The organism is Flavobacterium ustbae (assembly GCF_003946915.1).
GTDB classification, from domain to species: domain Bacteria; phylum Bacteroidota; class Bacteroidia; order Flavobacteriales; family Flavobacteriaceae; genus Flavobacterium; species Flavobacterium ustbae.
In genome coordinates this window covers 26,785-44,674 of the sequence record NZ_RPOC01000011.1, presented here as the reverse complement: position 1 = coordinate 44,674, position 17,890 = coordinate 26,785, and the positions used below count along the sequence as shown (strand labels likewise).

Below are 17,890 nucleotides of genomic sequence, written 5' to 3'. Positions count from 1 at the left end.
TATACTTACTCACAAAACAAATATTTCCCATTTCCTTTTTTATTACTTGGAATAATCAAATGCGATTGAAACTTTTTTCCTTTCAGAACATCATTCACAAAATCTAAAACATATTTTTTTCCATCATGAAAAAGATAACCTGAAAATTCATGTCCTCCGCCACAGAAAGTAATTAGTTCAATATCTTTATGTAAATCATTCATTTGATTGTAAACGGCATAAGAACCAAAAAGAATTAGCCAGCCAGAAGCATTAGTCGGGCAGGAGCGGTGCGAACCCGCAGCATACGGAACCGTATCGTCATTGTTTCCGTGCGCCAATAACATCGGAATCGCTTTTTCTTTCGTAATCAGATTAATATCCTGAATCGCGCCCGAACCTCCAATAAAACCTTTGTATTTAAAGTTTTCCGGCAGATTACTTTTGTATAAATTCATTAGTTTATAATCCCAGAATGAGGCATGAAAACCAATTTCGGCACCAGCGCTAATTCCAGAAATGAATATTTTAGAAGTATCCAAATTGTATTTATTGGCATTTTCGATTAAAAATCCTGTAGCTTGCCACATATCACTCACGCCAATTTGGATTGCTTTTATTTTTTCTGTTAAAGTTCCTTTACAGCCAAAATCTTTTCCTTTCATGTACAAACTGTACGAAATGCTCGCAACGGCGTAACCATTTTTCGCCATAAATTTCCCGAAATCTTTTTCGCTGGTGCGTTCTCCGCCGGAAAACCCGCCTCCGAAAGCAAACATAATCAACGGGATTTTTTCGCCCGCTTTTACTTTTGGCAGGTATAAATCTAAATCTAGTTTTAAAGTATCGTTTTGGAAATACGTAAGGGTTTTAATTTCTTGTGCTTGAATTGAATTTGTAATAAGAGCGATAAAAAGGAAAAGGATTTTTTTCATTGAATTTTGTTTTAATCTCGCAGAGACGCAAAGGCGCAGAGTTTTATAGCCACGAATTCACGAATTTTTTAATTGTATTGATTAAGCAAGGTAATTAAAATTTGTGAATTGATTTTCAAATAAAATAATTAGTGTCAATTCGTGAAATTCGTGGCAAAAAAACTCTCATTTTTTAGAGTCAAAAAATCTAAAATCTAAAATCATAAATCTGAAATCAAAAACGTATATTTGCGTTTATTTTTAATTACGAATGGAGAACGATAAAGAAAAAAATACAGCCGAATTTTACGAAAGATTAAAATTAGAGCTAGATAACGCAAATACTTGGCCTGCAGAATACTTATATAAATTTATTGTGCCTTCTGTAGCAGACAACGTAGAGCGTGTAGAAAAAGCTTTTGACAGAATGGGAGCGGTTATTAAAACAACAAAATCAAAAACAGGTAAATTTACCAGTGTTTCTGTAGATGTTACGATGCACAGCTCAGACGATGTTATTAGTAAATACAAAGAAGTTTCTACAATAGAAGGTATAGTTTCATTATAAACTTATGATCGAAAAATATAAAAGAGAAGCCGCAAGCGATGTTGTCTACAATTTAGAATATAATTCTGAAAGACAGCGTTTAATTATCCCAGAGTATGGTCGTCATTTGCAAAAACTGATTGATCAGGCCACTGCTATTGAAGACGATGAAACGCGTAACAAAGCCGCAAAATATATCATTCAGGTTATGGGAAGTCTTAACCCGCATTTGCGTGATGTGCCTGACTTTCAGCATAAACTTTGGGATCAGCTTTTTATCATGTCTGATTTTAAACTGAATGTAGAATCGCCATATCCGATTCCTTCAAAAGAAGTTTTAGAATTAAAGCCAGATGTTTTGCAGTATCCGCAAAATTTTCCGAAATATAGATTTTATGGTAACAACATCAAATACATGATCGATGTTGCTAATAAATGGGAAGATGGCGAAATGAAGAATGCACTGATAATGGTCATTGCTAATCATATGAAAAAATCATTCTTAAGCTGGAATAAAGACACGGTAAAAGACGATGTGATTTTTGAGCATTTGTATGAGTTGTCAGGAGGTAAAATAAATTTGCTGCACAGCACAGAAGAACTTTTGAATACAACAGATCTAATGCGTACCAATAAACGCATGTCTAACAAAACCGCCTCTGGAGCACAGCCAAAAACTCAGAATAATAAAAACAACAACAATAACAAAGGCGGTCAGAAAAAGAATTTTCAAAAAAATAATAATCAGAAATAAAAAAGGTGCTAAGATGCTAAGGTACTAAGATGCTAAGCTTAGAACCTCAAAATCTCAGAACCTTAGAACCTAAAACAAAAAAAGCCACTAAGAGTCTAAGCTACTAAGATGCTAAGCTTTTTACAAAAAGAAAAAAACTTAGAACCTTAGAACCTCAGTAACTCAGAACCTAAACAAGATCTATGGGAATTTTTAAAATCGAAGGAGGAACACCTTTAAAAGGAGAAATCACTCCGCAAGGAGCAAAGAATGAGGCGTTACAAATTTTATGTGCCGTGCTTCTAACAGGAGAGAAAGTAAAAATTAATAACATTCCTGATATTATAGACATCAATAAATTAATCACTTTGTTGGGTAATTTAGGGGTGAAAATTCAACGTAATGAACCAGGTTCTATTACTTTTCAAGCAGATGAAGTAAATGTTGGATATTTAGAAACCGAAGCTTTCAAAAAAGAAGGTGGAGCGCTTCGTGGTTCTATTATGATTGTTGGTCCGCTTTTGGCTCGTTTCGGAAAAGGATATATTCCAAAACCAGGAGGAGATAAAATTGGACGACGTAGATTAGATACGCATTTTGAAGGTTTTATTAACCTTGGAGCAAAATTTAGATATAACAGAGAAGATCACTTTTATGGTGTAGAAACTCCAGAGGAAGGACTTCAGGGTACAGATATGCTTCTTGACGAAGCTTCTGTAACAGGAACTGCAAACATCGTAATGGCTGCTGTTTTGGCAAAAGGACAAACTACGGTTTACAATGCTGCTTGTGAGCCTTACTTACAGCAGTTATGTAAGATGTTAAACTCTATGGGAGCAAAAATCACTGGAGTTGGTTCTAACTTATTGACTATTGAAGGTGTTGAAAGTTTGGGCGGATGCGAACACAGAATTCTTCCAGATATGATCGAAATTGGTTCTTGGATTGGTCTTGCGGCTATGACAAAAAGCGAAATCACGATCAAAAATGTTAGCTGGGAAAATCTAGGTTTGATTCCGAATACTTTTAGAAAACTAGGAATTACAATCGAAAAACGTAACGACGATATTTATATTCCGGCTCACAAAGACGGATATGAAGTAAAAACTGATATCGACGGTTCTATCCTTACAATTGCAGATGCGCCATGGCCAGGATTTACACCTGACTTGCTAAGTATTGTTTTAGTTGTGGCAACACAAGCAAAAGGAGATGTTTTAATTCACCAAAAAATGTTCGAAAGCCGTTTATTCTTCGTGGATAAATTGATCGATATGGGAGCGAAAATTATGTTATGTGATCCGCACAGAGCTGTGGTTATGGGGCATAATTTCGAATCTCAATTAAAAGCAACTACAATGTCTTCTCCAGATATTCGTGCGGGAATTTCATTATTGATTGCTGCGCTTTCTGCAAAAGGAACAAGTACAATCCAAAATATTGAGCAAATCGACCGTGGATATGAGCGTATCGATGAGCGTTTGAGAGCAATTGGAGCAAAAATCGTGAGAGCGTAAAGTTTATTAGCCACGAATTCACGAATTTAATCTCAAATATGATCAAAAATAATTCGTGAATTCGTGGCTAAAAAAAATAAATGTCACTAAATGACAAATGAACAAAAAGCTATAAAAGCTACTATTTTTAGTATAGTCGGAAACACCTGCTTAGCCTTGATAAAAGGATTCGCGGGTTTTTTTGGCAATTCTTATGCCTTGATTGCCGATGCGATTGAATCTACGACGGATATATTTTCGTCTTGTTTGGTCTTGTTCGGAATCAAGTATTCTAATAAACCGGCCGATGAAAATCATCCTTACGGTCACGGTCGCGCCGAACCTTTAATTACGTTTTTAGTTGTTGGGTTTTTAATTACCTCTGCAACAATTATTGGTTACGAAAGTATCGCAAATATTAACACTTCGCACGATTTGCCTAAATCTTGGACTTTGTATGTTTTAGGTGCCATTATTATCTGGAAAGAATATTCCTTTCGTTTGGTCATGAAACGAAGTAAACAAACCAACAGTTCCTCTTTGGCAGCCGACGCTTGGCACCATAGAAGTGATGCTATAACTTCTGTAGCAGCATTTATCGGAATTTCGATTGCGTTGTGTATGGGAAAGGGCTACGAATCTGCAGATGATTGGGCAGCACTTTTTGCCGCATTTTTTATTTTATATAATAGTTATAAAATTTTCAGACCTGCCCTTGGCGAAATCATGGATGAAAATCTAAATGATGATTTAGTAGAAGAAATTCGTGTGGTTGCTTTGACTGTTCCTGGGATTCTGGGCACTGAAAAATGCTACATAAGAAAAGCAGGAATGCGCTATCATGTGGATCTTCATGCGATAGTTTCGGCAAAAATTTCTGTCAAAGAAGGGCATGATTTGTCGCATAAATTACAGGATACACTAAAAGAACAAATTCCGCAATTAGGAAATGTTTTGATTCATATTGAACCAGATGATTATCACTCTTGAAGGCTCAAAGGTTCATAGCTACAAAGGGACAAAGGTTTTTGAATTTAATTTTCAGCCTTTGTCCCTTTGTTACTATGGGCCTATGTAACTTAATCCAACACATTCAAAATTTTCAACCCAAAAACGACACCATTTTGCTGAATTCCGCTTTGGTAAGAATGTACATAATCTACTCGGAATAGTTTAAATTTTCCAAATCCTAAATTGTCTAAACCAACAGTAAATTCAGAATATGGTTTTCGATCTGGAATTGTTAGAGCATGAAAACCAACATTTAAAGTTGATTTTAAAAGATTTAATAACGGAATTTTATTCATTATAAAACCAGTATCATTATATTCAGAATGCAATTCGAAATAACTTTTATTCGTGCTGTTTGAATAATATGACATTAAATTAAAAACATTTAAATAACGGCTACTTGTTCCAATATGAGTTTGATTTCCGTTAAAATGTCTGTAATCGATAAAGGAGATATTTTCTGCATTAAAGAATTTACCTGCTCTAAAATTGTTTCCTAAAACACCTTTGTTTCCAAGCGATAAATCATAAAGTACTGAAGCGCCAATCCTTTCAAATTCGTATCTCTTTTCGCTTGCCGCGAAAGTTTTTTCGAATGCTAAATAAATCGTTGGATATTTATCATTTCTAAAGTTGTATCGGCCATCTGGTCTTGAAATATATTTGTTTCCGAAGTTGATTCTAGTTGTTACAAGCGCTTTGAACAAATGATGCTGATCAAAAGCTGGAGTAACAAAATCATTTGGAGCTAAAGGATTGTTAGAGCTATACAGATCATCTTTTTTAAAGAAAGAATAATCTGTTGTATTGAAAAGTGGTTTTCTTTGTTCGTAGCCAATTTTTCCGGTAAGATTAATTCCGTTTGCAATATCTTGTCCGTAATTGATTTCAGCGAATTCTAAGTTGTACAACTTCATGTAATTGTCTTTAAAAAATAAAGAACTTATTGAGTTGACAAATTTGGTAATTGGCTCTGAATTGTTAAATTGAGCTATTTTTGTTCCTCCAGACCCCCAGATTGTGGCGTAATTAATGTTGTTAAATCGATGCCTGAATTCGCCAATTACGCGAAAACGTTCATCCGAAAATCCATAATTAAAAGTAGTGCTTATAGAAGTTTCCTGTCCTTTTTCTTCATTCCATTTTCTAAAAGAGAAACCAGAATCTAGATTGAAACCTTGAACAGTATTAAAACTTAAAGAAGAAATATTCAGCAAACCGTTAAATTCAAAAGAATATTTTTTGAATGTGTTTTTATAATCGTAACCCATAAAAATATCCCAAACTTTAAATTTGTTGTTTTTGGCATCGATAGAATCAGTATATTTTCTTGATTTTCTAATCGTTTGAAGGCTGTCTTTTTTTGTATAGTCATTTTGTTCCTCAATGGTTAGCGGAATTGGGCGAATTTCATTCCAAAAAGCATCATCTTTTTTATTCGCATTAAGTTCAAAAGCCACAAGTTCGTTTCCGAAAGTTTTCTTTTCGAAAGCATCGTGAAACTCATAATTTGAATAAACATAATTGAAATTCCCTAAAAATTTTATTCCAAAAAAACCAGCGCTAAAAGAAAGTGTCTGCGCATTTTTAGACCAGATTTTATTCTTTGCATTAAAGCTGAAACTCTGCTTTAAGTTCATTACTTCAGTAAATTCATTTTTCATTCGATAACCTTTTATGTCAAGATCAATGGCATAAATGGCGAAACTGTCATCTACTATATATATGTAGCCTTCAAAAACAGGTTCTTTATCTCGTCTTGGAATTACTTTGATTTTATTGATCTGCTGATTATTATCATCATAAAAAGTACTTTCCAATTTATATTTATAATAACTAAAAGCGTTATCAGCAATAGGAGAGATCATTCTAACGTCAAAATCTAAAGTGTTGTCGTAGAAATCATAAGTAGATAAAGCCGCCGTGTTGTAACTATAACCGCGGTTGTTGCCAGAAATTTTAGAAGCAATAATTTTTTCCTTCAGTTTATCTGGTTTTTGAAAAGTAACTTTCGAAATAGTTTCAGATAGATATAAAATTCCAGTTCCTGTAGAATCTAAATTAGATGCCATATCGGGGCCAAGATCTACTTTTTGTCCGAGTATTTTTTTTGGAAGGTCTTTAACTTTGAACATTCCTTTCGAATAAAAATCGGCGGTATATCTTCCTGTTTTATCTGAGTTTTCTTTTTTATTTGCAATAGTGCTTCTTATAATCGCATTTGCAGGATTGTTTTTAGGATCGATAACGACTTCATTTAAATCGAAACTTTCTTCTTGAAGTTTAACATCCAAATTGACTGTTTTTTCTCCAGAAGCAACAGTGATTTTTTGAGTTTTAAAACCTAAATATTGAAAAATGATTTTGTTTTTTCCAACCTCTTTTACATTCAGCTGATATTTTCCTTGTTCATTTGAAGTTGTGCCAGCGTATGTGTTTTCTTCAAAAACCGATACAAAAGGAAGTGGATTTCCTTTATTATCTGTTATCGTTCCTTTGATCTGAGCAAAGTTTGAAATTGTAAAAAATAGAAAAGCAATTAAAGTATAGTTTCTCATGTAAGGTGGTATATCTTACAAAAATAGAATAAGTTGAATCTGAGGTTACTAATAAATTGTTAAATTGTAAAGAGAGATAAAATGATTGATTTTAATCCCAGTTGTCACGCTGAACGAAGTCGAAGAGCACTTTATAATGCTTCAACTTCATTCAACAGAAAATATTTTTATAGAAAAGATTGAATCGCTAATTCGTAACTTTTAAGTCCAAAACCTAAAATAACACCTTTTGCATTTCCAGATAAATAAGATTGATGTCTAAAGCTTTCGCGAGCATAAGTATTCGAAATATGAACTTCAATAACTGGAGTTGTAACAGCTTTCATTGCATCACCTAAACCAATAGAAGTGTGTGTGTAAGCGCCAGCATTTAAAATAATTCCATCAAAAGTAAAACCACATTCTTGAATTTTACCAATCAATTCGCCTTCGATATTACTTTGATAGTAAGAAAGTTCAACGTTTGGAAATTTTTGTTTCAACGTTTCAAAATAATCTTCAAAAGTTTGACTTCCGTAAACTTCTGGTTCTCTTTTTCCTAAAAGATTCAAATTTGGTCCGTTGATAATGCAGATTTTCATGTTTATTATTTTATGATTATGATTGACATTGCAATTGAATTTTGCCATTGTCATTACTTTGTAAAAATAAAAAAACCGCACTAATAAATAGAGCGGTTTTTATAAAAGTATGTGATATATTTTTTAGAACATGTATCCAGCAGAAAGTTGGAATACAGAGTTTTTAAAGTCAGCTTCTTTTGAAATTTCAGTTAAACCAACACCATAACGAGCTTGAACAAAAAGACCTCCAACTACTTTTAACCCTAAACCACCGTTAAGAGAAAAGTCAAATGTGTTTGGATCTGCAGCATCAAATTCTTTTTTGTTGCTTACAAGGAATGACGCTTGTGGTCCAAGTTCCAGACTAAGAGATTTAGTCAAGTAGATTTTTGCCATTACCGGAATTGCAATGTATCCCATTTCGTTTTTAAATTCAGTAAGAGCATTTTTATAAGTTGCTCCTTGTGTAGTATACAAAAGCTCTGGCTGAATTGAGAATTTTTCTAATAGTTTAAGTTCTGCTACAAGACCTGCATGGTAACTTGTAATACCTTCTTTGTCAACAGAGATTCCTTCAAAATCAGAACCGCCAGTTTGGTTAGCAAAGTTAACCCCTGCTTTTACCCCGATTTGTACAAATTGTGCGTTTACTGCTGCCGATGTTGCAAGAAACATAACAGCTACTAAAAGTATTTTTTTCATAAAAAGGTTTTTAAAAATTGGTATTTTAAATGTTATTTACAGATCAAAACTACATAATTAGCATTTTATTGCATTATATTTTGCATTAAATAATTACTAAAATTCCCATCGAAATTATTTTTATTGTTCTAAAACGATACATTTTTTAAGATATACTGCTGATTATCAGAATTATTTTTAATCATTCTTTTCTGTCTTATTTTAATACTTTTTAAACTTATTGCGGATTGTAATTTGTAAGTCTAATCTTATTTTTGTTAATGTTTAACAAAAATTAACAATTAGAAATTATGAGAAAAATCGTTTTCGCTGCAATTGCAGTAATGGGATTTAGTTTTGCAAATGCACAAACTGGTGGTTATGCTAAAGGAAGTGCATTCATTTCTGGAGCTTTAAATGTTGGGTCTGAAAAAACAGGTGATAATAAAGCTAGTGGCTTTACAGTTGTACCAGCAGTTGGTTATTTTGTAACCGAAAATATAGCAATTGGGGGCAAATTAGGTTTTGCATCAACAAAAGTAAATGATGATAAAGCAAATGAATTTACTGTGGGTGCTTTCGGAAGATACTATTTTACTCCTGCTTCTCAATTTTCTGTATTTGGAGAAGCTGGTGTTGATTATACAAACATTAAAATTAAACCTGGTGATGCAAAAGCAAATGAGATCGGGGCAAATATTGGTTTAGGTTTAAGCTATTTCTTGTCTAATCATTTTGCTATTGAAGCTACTTGGCTTGGTTTAGGATACAGTGTAAACAATAACGGTGGTCACGGAGCTGAGAAAACTAATAGTTTCGGTTTTGGAACCGATTTGCGTGATGTGAGCTTTGGAGTGGTTTACAAATTTTAAAAAAATTTAGTTAATTTTTTTGAGCCCTTTCTCATTTTGAGAAAGGGCTTTTCTTTTAATTTGAAAAAGCAGCGATAATTTTTTAAAATTTTATATTAAGTTATTATATAGTAGTTTGCACCTTTAGATACTATTTTATTTGTTAAATTCCTAATATACATTTAAGAAGAATATTTTTATATTTGATTATTAATTTTAACCCAAAACAAATTAGAATGAAAAAAATAATTTTATCTGCCATTGCATTAATGGCTTTTGCATTTTCGAATGCTCAAGAAACAAGATTTGGAGTAAAAGGAGGTCTTAATATTTCCAATGTAGTTGGAGGAGATGTTGAAGATAATAATTCGCTAATAGGATTCCATGTAGGTGGTTTCGCTGAAATTCATGTGGTTGAAAAGTTCTTTATTCAGCCAGAGCTTTTGTACTCTGCTCAAGGAGCTAAATTTGATGGTCCTTTTGGATCTGAAGCTGATGTGAAATTAAACTATTTAAATATCCCAGTTATAGCTAAGTATTATATTGTTGATAAGAAATTTAATGTTGAAGCAGGTCCGCAGCTTGGTGTTTTATTATCTGCTAAAGTTGAGGACGTAGATATTAAGGACGATACAAAATCTGTAGATTTTGGATTTAATATTGGTGCTGGTTATAGTTTTACAGACAATCTTTCAGTAGGTCTACGTTATACAATTGGTTTATCTCCAATTTGGGATAATGATATTGATAGTTCGGAAGAATTGTATGATAGTGCGAAAAACAGCAACTTACAACTATCTTTAGCATATAAGTTCTAGTCTTAATTTTCAAGATATGTGAGGCCTTCCTTTTAGGAAGGTTTTTTTATGTATTAATGATTAATTTTTTGAAGTAACTGCATTTTTTAATAAGGATATATTTATATTTGATCGTGTATTTTTTAACCGAAACCCTAAAATTAAATGAAAAAACTTATTTTATCAGCCATTGCAATTATGGCTTTTACACTATCAAATGCCCAAGAAACTAGATTTGGAGTAAAAGGAGGTCTTAACTTAAGCAACTTTACTGGAGAAGCGAATAATAAGGTTAGAGCCAGCTTTCATGTTGGTGGTTTCGCAGAAATTAAAGTCATTGAAAGATTAGCTATTCAGCCAGAACTTTTGTATTCTTCGCAAGGAGCCAGATATCGTGTAGATGGTACTTCGGATAGTGGTAGAGCTTATAAATTGGATTATATTAATATTCCTGTTTTGGCTAAATTTTATGTTACGAAAGAGTTTACAGTTGAGGCAGGTCCTCAAATCGGTTTTCTGGTTTCTGCTAAAAATGAAGATCAAGACATTAAGGATGCTTTCAAAGGAACAGATTACGGATTCAATTTTGGCGCGGGATATAATTTTACAGATAATATTTCTGTAGGTTTACGCTATACAGTTGGAATTTCTAGTTTAATTGATAGAGATTATGATGATTTCGGAAGCTATTTCGATAGTTCAAAAAACAGCAATTTGCAGCTTTCTTTAGCTTATATATTCTAATTTCAAACTTTTAAAATATTTTAAAAAACCTTCCTTTTTAGGAAGGTTTTTTTATGCCAAAAAATCATTTACTTTGTAAATATGAATTGGAGCAGATACATAAAAGATTATCAGTCGTATTTGAGGATTGAAAGAGGTTTGTCTAAAAATACGATCGAAAACTACGGTTTTGATATTGAGCGTTTGTGTCTTTTTTTAGAAACCAATCAGATTGATGTTTCGCCAATAAAAATTTCAGACGAAACATTGCAGCAATTTATTTATACGGTAGCAAAAGAAGTAAATCCGAGATCGCAGGCAAGGATTATTTCTGGCTTAAAAAGTTTTTTTAATTATTTGGTTTTTGAGGATTATAGAAACGATAATCCTTTAGAATTAATCGAAGCTCCAAAAACTGGCCGTAAATTACCCGACACTTTATCACTACAAGAAATTGATTCTTTAATTGAAATAATCGATTTAAGTACCAATGAAGGAGAACGAAACAGAGCGATGCTGGAAACCTTATACGGCTGCGGATTGCGAGTTTCTGAATTGATTTCGCTTAAAATTTCAGATCTTTTTTTTGATGAAGGTTTTATTAAAATTACTGGAAAAGGCAACAAGGAGAGATTTGTTCCGATAGGACCGCTGACTCAAAAGTATATTGATATTTATAGAAATGCGGTTCGCTGTAATCTCATTATTAAAAAAGGAGCCGAAGATACTTTGTTTTTAAACAGAAGAGGAAATCAGTTAACACGTGCGATGGTCTTTACTATTATTAAAAATCTTGCACAAAAAATAGGATTGAAGAAGAGTATAAGTCCACATACCTTACGCCATTCTTTTGCGACACATCTGCTTGAAAATGGTGCAGATTTAAGATCAATTCAATTAATGTTGGGGCATGAGTCTATCACTACAACAGAAATTTATGTGCATTTAGATCGGAGTTTTCTAAAAGAAGTAATGTATAGTTTTCATCCAAGAAAATAATTTTTTAAGACATTGTACGTTTTTTATTCTGAAAATTTATATATTGTGTTAAATTTTTGCTTTAATAGAGTGTTAAAGTGCTGAAAATGATTTAGTTTATTTTGCTTTTTCAGGATAAGTTTTGAATAATTGTTTACATTAAAAAGTGGTATATGGTTTTTGATTTGTATGGAAATGACGATTGCTTGGAGGTAAATAATTTTTACAAAAAATTGTTGGCAGAAATGCCCGATTTGCTTTTTCAATTTGTTATTGATTCCGATAACAATTATACGTTTCCGCTTGTAAGTAAATCGTCAGAGGAAATATTTGAGCTTTCTGTGGCAGATTTTACAAATGATATAAAATTTATAGTTTACGATCGAATTTTACCGCAAGATCGCGAACATTTCTTTCAGTCTTTAGTCAAAGCTAGAAAAGAAATAAAGCCTTGGGAGATTGAGTTTAGAGCCGACCTTCCTAAAAAAGGAATTCGATGGTTTAAGGTTTCTTCAAAAACAGAATCTTCGGCAAATGGTAATGTGATTTTCTATGGTCATGTTTCAGATATTACAGAATTAAAAGATAAGGAAGAAAAGCTTAGAATTTCTGAAGAGCGTTTTCAGTTTGCTCTTGATGCTTCTACTGTAGGTATTTGGGACTGGGATATGGTTACCAACAGCGTTTTTTATTCCTCATTATCGCTTAAGATTTTAGAACTAGAATCTACCGACGTTTTTGATGATCCAGAGCGCTGGGATAAAATTGTGCACCCAGACGATCTTCCAAAATATTACTCCGATATTCATGAGCATTTTGATAATAAGATTCCGTTTTATGAAAATTATCATCGTGTAATGACTTCAAGCGGTAATTATAAATGGATTTTAGACCGCGGAAAAGTAATTAAGCGCGATGAAAACGGAAAGCCTCTGCGCGTAATTGGCACTCATACAGATGTTTCTGCTCAAAAGGAAAAAGAGCTGGAGCTTTTGAAAACCATGAAATTGTACAGCGATCAAAATAGCCGTCTTTTAAATTTTTCGCACATTGTTCTCATAATTTGAATACTCAGGCAGGTAATATAAAATCGATTCTAGATTTTATTGATGCTGATGTTAATAAACAGACTGTAACAGAAATGCTGGAGCATCTGCGTACTGTTTCGAATGACTTGAACGAAACGATTTCAAATCTTACCCAAATTGTAAAAACGCAGAGTAATATTAATATAGCTGTAGTGCCATTAAAACTTTGCGAATATGTTGAAAAGACAATTTCGACAATTAAAGGGTATGATAAACAGCGTAAAGTGACTATTATTAATAATGTTCCGAAATATTTGACGATTAATTTTAATCCGGCGTATATGGAAAGCGTTTTACTGAATTTTACAACTAATGCAATTAAATACGCTCATCCAGACCGAGATCCAGTAATTACTTTTGATTTTGCAATAGAGCCAGAAGGTTTTAAATCGCTTAAGATTACAGATAATGGCTTAGGAATAGATTTGAAAGTTTACGGCGAATTACTATTCGGAATGTATAAAACGTTTCATAAGCATGAGGAAGCTCGCGGAATTGGACTGTATATTACCAGAAATCAAATTGAAGCGATGAAAGGAACGGTCGAAGTAGAAAGTGAAGTAGGAGTAGGTACAAGTTTTAAAATCGTTTTTAATGATATGTAGGTTTTGAGACTTTGTTGTGATGCAGAATGTTTTAGAAATAGAAAATAGAATAAAGAGAATAGAATAAAGAGAATAGATTGTATAAAAAACAAAGGCTGTCAATTGACAGCCTTTGTTTTTTTAGATATTACTTGGATTATTTAGCAATATTTACAGCTCTCGTTTCTCTAATCACTGTAACTTTTACCTGTCCAGGATAAGTCATTTCTGTTTGAATTTTTTGTGAAATTTCGAAAGATAAGTTTGCTGCATTATCATCAGAAACTTTTTCACTTTCTACAATTACACGAAGCTCTCTACCAGCCTGAATTGCATAAGCATTTTTCACACCGCTGAATCCGTAAGCTACATCTTCAAGATCTTTTAGACGCTGAATGTAAGAATCTAAAACCTGACGTCTTGCACCTGGTCTAGCTCCAGAAATAGCATCACAAACCTGAATAATTGGAGATAGTAAAGATTTCATTTCAATCTCGTCGTGGTGTGCTCCAATCGCGTTGCAAACCTCTTCTTTTTCACCATATTTCTCAGCCCATTGCATACCTAACAATGCGTGTGGTAAATCACTTTCTGTATCAGGCACTTTTCCGATATCGTGCAATAAACCAGCTCTTTTTGCTAGTTTTACATTCAATCCTAATTCTGCAGCCATAATACCGCAAAGTTTAGATACCTCTCTTGAGTGCTGTAATAAGTTTTGTCCGTAAGAAGAACGGTATTTCATTCTACCTACAACTTTAATTAATTCTGGGTGTAAACCGTGAATTCCTAAGTCGATTACGGTACGTTTTCCAACTTCGATAATTTCGTCATCGATTTGTTTAGCTGTTTTAGCAACAACTTCTTCAATTCTTGCAGGGTGAATACGACCGTCAGTTACTAGTTTGTGCAAAGACAAACGAGCAATTTCTCTACGAACTGGATCAAAACAAGAAAGGATAATTGCTTCTGGTGTATCATCAACAATAATCTCAACACCTGTCGCAGCTTCAAGCGCTCTAATATTACGTCCTTCACGTCCAATAATACGTCCTTTTACGTCATCAGATTCAATGTTGAAAACAGATACGCAATTTTCAACCGCTTCTTCAGTTCCAACTCTTTGAATCGTGTTGATAATTACTTTTTTAGCTTCTTGCTGTGCTGTAAGTTTAGCCTCTTCAATAGTTTCTTGAATATGAGACATGGCTTTTGTTTTAGCTTCTGCTTTTAAGCCTTCTACTAATTGCTCTTTTGCTTCTTCAGCAGAAAGACCAGAAATTACTTCCAATTGCTGTAATTGGCTTTTATGAAGTCTGTCAACTTCAGCTTGTTTTTTGTCTAAAACCTCAATTTTGTTATTGTATTCAGCCGTTTTAGCTTCAAAATCGTCGTTTACTTTTTTAGCTTTAGAAAGTTCGTTAGAAACTTGAGATTCTTTGTCGCGTACACGTTTTTCTACTTCAGCTACTTTTTTATCGCGTGCTAGAATAACTTGTTCGTGTTCAGATTTTAATTCAATAAAACGTTCTTTTGCCTGAAGTATTTTGTCTTTTTTAATGTTTTCTGCTTCCAAATTAGCGTCTTTTAAAATAGAAGCTGCTTCTTTTTTAGCATTTTTGATTAGGTTTGAAATATTACTTTTCTCGATAATTTTAGCTATTGCGAATCCTGCTGCAATACCTACAATACCAATAATGATCGTTATGATGTCCATGTTTGTTAGGGTTTATATATAAAAAAAGCCTACATTAATTGCTTGTATAAACTCGTAAAGACAAGTTTTGAGCTAACTCACTGTTCAAGTTTCCCAGCCAAAAGGAGGGCATACTATAGTAGCGACGATTTGCTCATTCTAAATTGTTAGTGTTGAGTTTACCAATTGTGAACTAATGTAGGCAGTATCTTAGTTTCTGTAAAGAACGTTTATTTTTCGAGATATTGATCTAAAAGCGAATTTAATCTTTTAATTCTTTCGATAGTGTCTTCTCCATCGATTGCGTTATCAATCTGTTTTTGTTCTACCTGCGATGCAAATTGTAATGCACACATCGCTAGAACGTCTTGTTTGTCACGAACCGCGTAGTTTTCTTCGAATTGCTTTATCATGGCATCAATTTTTTTAGAAGCACTTCTAAGTCCTTCTTCCTGAGCGGGTTCAACCGTAAGTGGGTAAACGCGGTCGGCAATTGATATTTTAATTCTAAGCTTTCCGTCCATACTGTTAATCTGATAGTTGCGCTATACAGTAGTCAATTTCGCGAATTAATGAATTTATTTTAAGCTTTGTCTCTCTCTTGTTATTGTCGCTGCCAAGCAACGAATTGGCTATCTTAAGTGTTTCATTTTGCTTCTTCAAAGCCTCCATTTCCTCAGATTGTTTCTGGATAATTTGCGCAGCTTTGGCTAGTTCTAATCGTAATACTTGATTGTTTTGTTCGAAAGCTTTTGATTTCTCAAAAAGCTTTTCGACTTTATATTCAAGAGTATCAATTATTTCTGCAATTACACTCATTATACATCCTATTCATTACTTAATCATACAAAGTTAGTATTCCTTTTTATTAATGCAATTTTTTCTCGATTTTTTTGCGTTAAAAATAATCAAATTAATGAATTTCAGTTAATTGTATTTTTTGTGGTCTTTTTCTTGCTTTTATTGCTTTATTTTTCGCTATCTTAGCAAAAATGTTGCTTATGAGATTTTCTATACTTGCCCTTTTTATTTGTAATTCTATATTTGCCCAAACGCAATATCCTAAAGACTATTTCCGTCCTCCGCTTGATATTCCAATGCAACTTTCGGGTAATTTTGGAGAGCTAAGACCCAATCATTTTCATGCTGGTTTTGATTTGAAAACCAATCAGAGAGAAGGGTTAAGTGTACATGCTATTGCGGATGGCTATGTGTCTAGAATTAAAATTTCGACTTTTGGAAACGGAAAATGTATTTATATTACGCATCCAAATGGTTATACTTCTGTTTATGGGCATTTGCAAACGCCAACGGGAGCAATTCTCGATTATGTAAAAAACACGCATTACAAAGAGAAAGCGTATGAAATCGAAATGTTTCCAAAACCAGACGAACTTCCTGTTGCAAAAGGAGATATAATTGGTCTTTCTGGAAATACAGGTTCGTCTCAGGGACCGCATCTTCATTTTGAAATTAGAGATACCAAAACAGAATTTGTTATCAATCCAATTTTCTTTGGCTTTGACCAAAATATAAAAGATTCCAAAAAGCCTACTTTGTCCAGTCTGTATGTTTATCCTTTAGACAATGCGACGGTAAACCAATCAAAACAGCCTTTGTTGGTTAATATGACGCTTCAGAAAGACGGAAATTATCTAGCTTCTAAAGTAAAAGCTAACGGTAAAATTGGTTTCGGAATAAATGCCATAGACACCGATGATGTTTCATACAATAAAAACGGCGTTTTTAATGTTTCTACTTTTTTAAACGGAAATCCGAATTATAATTATCAGTTCAATACGTATTCTTTTGATGAAATGCGTTATATCAACGCTTTTATTGATTATCAGAGATATAAAAAAACGGGACAGCGAGTGCAGAAGCTTTTCATGAAAACTCCTTTTGCTTTAAGTATTATTAATACAGACGCTCTTAAAGGTATAATTACGCCCGAATCAAATCTGGCTTCTAGTTATAGAATTGAAGTTTCAGATTATTTTGGAAACCAGAGAACGGTTACGGTTCCTATCGAATACGATACCGCAACGCCTCTTGTCGAAGCTGAACCTGTAATTTCGAAATATTTTGTAAAATACGACAAAGATGCAATTTTTGAAAAAGATAATATGTCTGTTTTCTTTCCTGCAGGGACATTTTACGAAGATTTTAATATGAATTTTGATGTGAGAAGTAACAAAATTTATATTCACGACGACACAGTTCCGGCACATTCTAATTTTACAATTACGATAAAAGATGCCTCTTATCCAGAAAATTTGAGAGATAAGGTTTATGTCGGTAAAGGAACAAGTTTTAACGGAACGATTAGAAAAGATGACGTTTTTACTGCCAAAGCAAAAGTCTTAGGAACGTACGGTTTGGTTCTAGATACGATCCCGCCTGTTATTAGAATTGCAAAGCCTGTTGAAGGAAAATGGATTAGCGATCAAAAGAAAATTGATTTTACAATAAGTGATTCTTTGTCTGGAATAAAATCGTATAACGGTTATTTAAACGGAACTTGGGTTTTGTTTGAATACGAAAATAAAGCCAGAAGAATTACCCATACTTTTGATGAGCAGTATTTGGCAGATGGAGAAAACGTTTTAAAAATTGAGGTAGTTGATAATGTAGGAAATACTACTATCTTTGAAACGCGTTTTTTTAGAAGTCAAAAAAAATAAAACCCAA

The 17,890-nt window shown here is 33.2% G+C and carries 18 protein-coding genes; 11 read left to right on the top strand and 7 right to left on the bottom strand.

Features of this window, described 5'->3' with window-relative positions; genetic code table 11:
* Window positions 1-5: 5 nt before the first annotated feature.
* On the bottom strand, window positions 6-914 hold the full coding sequence (locus tag EG814_RS14395; protein ID WP_125722598.1) for an alpha/beta hydrolase family protein: 909 nt from the start codon (window positions 912-914) through the stop codon (window positions 6-8).
* Window positions 915-1,164: 250 nt separating this feature from the next.
* Between EG814_RS14395 and EG814_RS14390 the strand changes: the two genes are divergently transcribed.
* The 4 genes from EG814_RS14390 to EG814_RS14375 all read left to right on the top strand — a co-directional run bounded on the left by EG814_RS14390 (window position 1,165) and on the right by EG814_RS14375 (window position 4,659).
* Window positions 1,165-1,461 (top strand): DUF493 family protein, encoded by a 297-nt coding sequence (locus EG814_RS14390; protein WP_035649758.1) that lies wholly within the window; start codon window positions 1,165-1,167, stop codon window positions 1,459-1,461.
* Window positions 1,462-1,465: 4 nt separating this feature from the next.
* Window positions 1,466-2,194: a DUF4290 domain-containing protein gene (locus tag EG814_RS14385; protein ID WP_125722597.1), complete on the top strand. Its 729-nt coding sequence runs from the start codon at window positions 1,466-1,468 to the stop codon at window positions 2,192-2,194.
* Window positions 2,195-2,376: 182 nt separating this feature from the next.
* Window positions 2,377-3,690 (top strand): UDP-N-acetylglucosamine 1-carboxyvinyltransferase, encoded by a 1,314-nt coding sequence (gene murA / locus EG814_RS14380; RefSeq protein ID WP_125722596.1) that lies wholly within the window; start codon window positions 2,377-2,379, stop codon window positions 3,688-3,690.
* A gap of 90 nt (window positions 3,691-3,780) precedes the next feature.
* Window positions 3,781-4,659, top strand: a complete 879-nt coding sequence (locus EG814_RS14375) for a cation diffusion facilitator family transporter (RefSeq protein WP_125722595.1) — start codon at window positions 3,781-3,783, stop codon at window positions 4,657-4,659.
* Window positions 4,660-4,748: 89 nt separating this feature from the next.
* Here EG814_RS14375 and EG814_RS14370 read toward each other — a convergent pair whose 3' ends face one another.
* The 3 genes from EG814_RS14370 to EG814_RS14360 all read right to left on the bottom strand — a co-directional run bounded on the left by EG814_RS14370 (window position 4,749) and on the right by EG814_RS14360 (window position 8,503).
* Window positions 4,749-7,238 carry a DUF5686 and carboxypeptidase regulatory-like domain-containing protein gene (locus EG814_RS14370; protein ID WP_125722594.1) on the bottom strand — a complete coding sequence of 830 codons (2,490 nt, stop codon included), beginning with the start codon at window positions 7,236-7,238 and terminating at the stop codon, window positions 4,749-4,751.
* Window positions 7,239-7,405: 167 nt separating this feature from the next.
* Complete coding sequence (gene aroQ / locus EG814_RS14365) at window positions 7,406-7,819, bottom strand: type II 3-dehydroquinate dehydratase (protein ID WP_125722683.1); 414 nt, start codon at window positions 7,817-7,819, stop codon at window positions 7,406-7,408.
* Window positions 7,820-7,942: 123 nt separating this feature from the next.
* Window positions 7,943-8,503 (bottom strand): porin family protein, encoded by a 561-nt coding sequence (locus EG814_RS14360; RefSeq protein WP_125722593.1) that lies wholly within the window; start codon window positions 8,501-8,503, stop codon window positions 7,943-7,945.
* Between the two features lie 290 nt (window positions 8,504-8,793).
* Here EG814_RS14360 and EG814_RS14355 point away from each other — a divergent pair, with 290 nt between their 5' ends.
* From EG814_RS14355 to EG814_RS21215, 6 genes are all read left to right on the top strand, one after another.
* Window positions 8,794-9,354: an outer membrane beta-barrel protein gene (locus EG814_RS14355; protein WP_125722592.1), complete on the top strand. Its 561-nt coding sequence runs from the start codon at window positions 8,794-8,796 to the stop codon at window positions 9,352-9,354.
* Window positions 9,355-9,569: 215 nt separating this feature from the next.
* Window positions 9,570-10,151: a porin family protein gene (locus EG814_RS14350; RefSeq protein ID WP_125722591.1), complete on the top strand. Its 582-nt coding sequence runs from the start codon at window positions 9,570-9,572 to the stop codon at window positions 10,149-10,151.
* A gap of 144 nt (window positions 10,152-10,295) precedes the next feature.
* Complete coding sequence (locus tag EG814_RS14345) at window positions 10,296-10,874, top strand: porin family protein (protein ID WP_125722590.1); 579 nt, start codon at window positions 10,296-10,298, stop codon at window positions 10,872-10,874.
* Window positions 10,875-10,955: 81 nt separating this feature from the next.
* Complete coding sequence (xerD, locus tag EG814_RS14340) at window positions 10,956-11,852, top strand: site-specific tyrosine recombinase XerD (RefSeq protein ID WP_125722589.1); 897 nt, start codon at window positions 10,956-10,958, stop codon at window positions 11,850-11,852.
* 152 nt (window positions 11,853-12,004) lie between these two features.
* Window positions 12,005-12,898 carry a PAS domain-containing protein gene (locus EG814_RS21220; RefSeq protein ID WP_235830981.1) on the top strand — a complete coding sequence of 298 codons (894 nt, stop codon included), beginning with the start codon at window positions 12,005-12,007 and terminating at the stop codon, window positions 12,896-12,898.
* On the top strand, window positions 12,895-13,524 hold the full coding sequence (locus EG814_RS21215; RefSeq protein ID WP_235830980.1) for an ATP-binding protein: 630 nt from the start codon (window positions 12,895-12,897) through the stop codon (window positions 13,522-13,524). Before EG814_RS21220 ends, EG814_RS21215 begins: the two co-directional genes overlap by 4 nt.
* Window positions 13,525-13,660: 136 nt before the next feature.
* Here EG814_RS21215 and rny read toward each other — a convergent pair whose 3' ends face one another.
* From rny to EG814_RS14320, 3 genes are all read right to left on the bottom strand, one after another.
* A complete protein-coding gene (rny, locus tag EG814_RS14330) occupies window positions 13,661-15,220 on the bottom strand; it encodes a ribonuclease Y (RefSeq protein ID WP_125722588.1) in 1,560 nt (519 codons plus the stop codon).
* Window positions 15,221-15,429: 209 nt separating this feature from the next.
* Entirely contained in the window at window positions 15,430-15,723 is a 294-nt protein-coding gene (locus EG814_RS14325; RefSeq protein WP_125722587.1) for a cell division protein ZapA, read from the bottom strand.
* Window positions 15,724-15,727: 4 nt separating this feature from the next.
* The gene (locus EG814_RS14320; RefSeq protein WP_008464802.1) at window positions 15,728-16,018 is read right to left on the bottom strand and encodes a hypothetical protein; all 291 of its coding nucleotides are present in this window, start codon (window positions 16,016-16,018) and stop codon (window positions 15,728-15,730) included.
* 182 nt (window positions 16,019-16,200) lie between these two features.
* Between EG814_RS14320 and EG814_RS14315 the strand changes: the two genes are divergently transcribed.
* Window positions 16,201-17,883 (top strand): M23 family metallopeptidase, encoded by a 1,683-nt coding sequence (locus EG814_RS14315; protein WP_125722586.1) that lies wholly within the window; start codon window positions 16,201-16,203, stop codon window positions 17,881-17,883.
* Window positions 17,884-17,890: the final 7 nt, after the last annotated feature.

Excerpts from the sequence above, each read along its gene's own strand:
- EG814_RS14390 (WP_035649758.1), top strand. The coding sequence starts at position 1,165 with ATGGAGAACGATAAAGAAAAAAATACAGCCGAATTTTACGAAAGATTA.
- EG814_RS14345 (WP_125722590.1), top strand. The coding sequence starts at position 10,296 with ATGAAAAAACTTATTTTATCAGCCATTGCAATTATGGCTTTTACACTA.
- EG814_RS14320 (WP_008464802.1), bottom strand. The coding sequence starts at position 16,018 with ATGAGTGTAATTGCAGAAATAATTGATACTCTTGAATATAAAGTCGAA.
- EG814_RS14385 (WP_125722597.1), top strand. The coding sequence starts at position 1,466 with ATGATCGAAAAATATAAAAGAGAAGCCGCAAGCGATGTTGTCTACAAT.
- EG814_RS14395 (WP_125722598.1), bottom strand. The coding sequence starts at position 914 with ATGAAAAAAATCCTTTTCCTTTTTATCGCTCTTATTACAAATTCAATT.
- EG814_RS14350 (WP_125722591.1), top strand. The coding sequence starts at position 9,570 with ATGAAAAAAATAATTTTATCTGCCATTGCATTAATGGCTTTTGCATTT.
- rny (WP_125722588.1), bottom strand. The coding sequence starts at position 15,220 with ATGGACATCATAACGATCATTATTGGTATTGTAGGTATTGCAGCAGGA.
- EG814_RS14375 (WP_125722595.1), top strand. The coding sequence starts at position 3,781 with ATGACAAATGAACAAAAAGCTATAAAAGCTACTATTTTTAGTATAGTC.
- EG814_RS14315 (WP_125722586.1), top strand. The coding sequence starts at position 16,201 with ATGAGATTTTCTATACTTGCCCTTTTTATTTGTAATTCTATATTTGCC.
- murA (WP_125722596.1), top strand. The coding sequence starts at position 2,377 with ATGGGAATTTTTAAAATCGAAGGAGGAACACCTTTAAAAGGAGAAATC.
- EG814_RS14360 (WP_125722593.1), bottom strand. The coding sequence starts at position 8,503 with ATGAAAAAAATACTTTTAGTAGCTGTTATGTTTCTTGCAACATCGGCA.
- xerD (WP_125722589.1), top strand. The coding sequence starts at position 10,956 with ATGAATTGGAGCAGATACATAAAAGATTATCAGTCGTATTTGAGGATT.
- EG814_RS14355 (WP_125722592.1), top strand. The coding sequence starts at position 8,794 with ATGAGAAAAATCGTTTTCGCTGCAATTGCAGTAATGGGATTTAGTTTT.
- EG814_RS14325 (WP_125722587.1), bottom strand. The coding sequence starts at position 15,723 with ATGGACGGAAAGCTTAGAATTAAAATATCAATTGCCGACCGCGTTTAC.
- EG814_RS14370 (WP_125722594.1), bottom strand. The coding sequence starts at position 7,238 with ATGAGAAACTATACTTTAATTGCTTTTCTATTTTTTACAATTTCAAAC.
- EG814_RS21220 (WP_235830981.1), top strand. The coding sequence starts at position 12,005 with ATGGTTTTTGATTTGTATGGAAATGACGATTGCTTGGAGGTAAATAAT.
- aroQ (WP_125722683.1), bottom strand. The coding sequence starts at position 7,819 with ATGAAAATCTGCATTATCAACGGACCAAATTTGAATCTTTTAGGAAAA.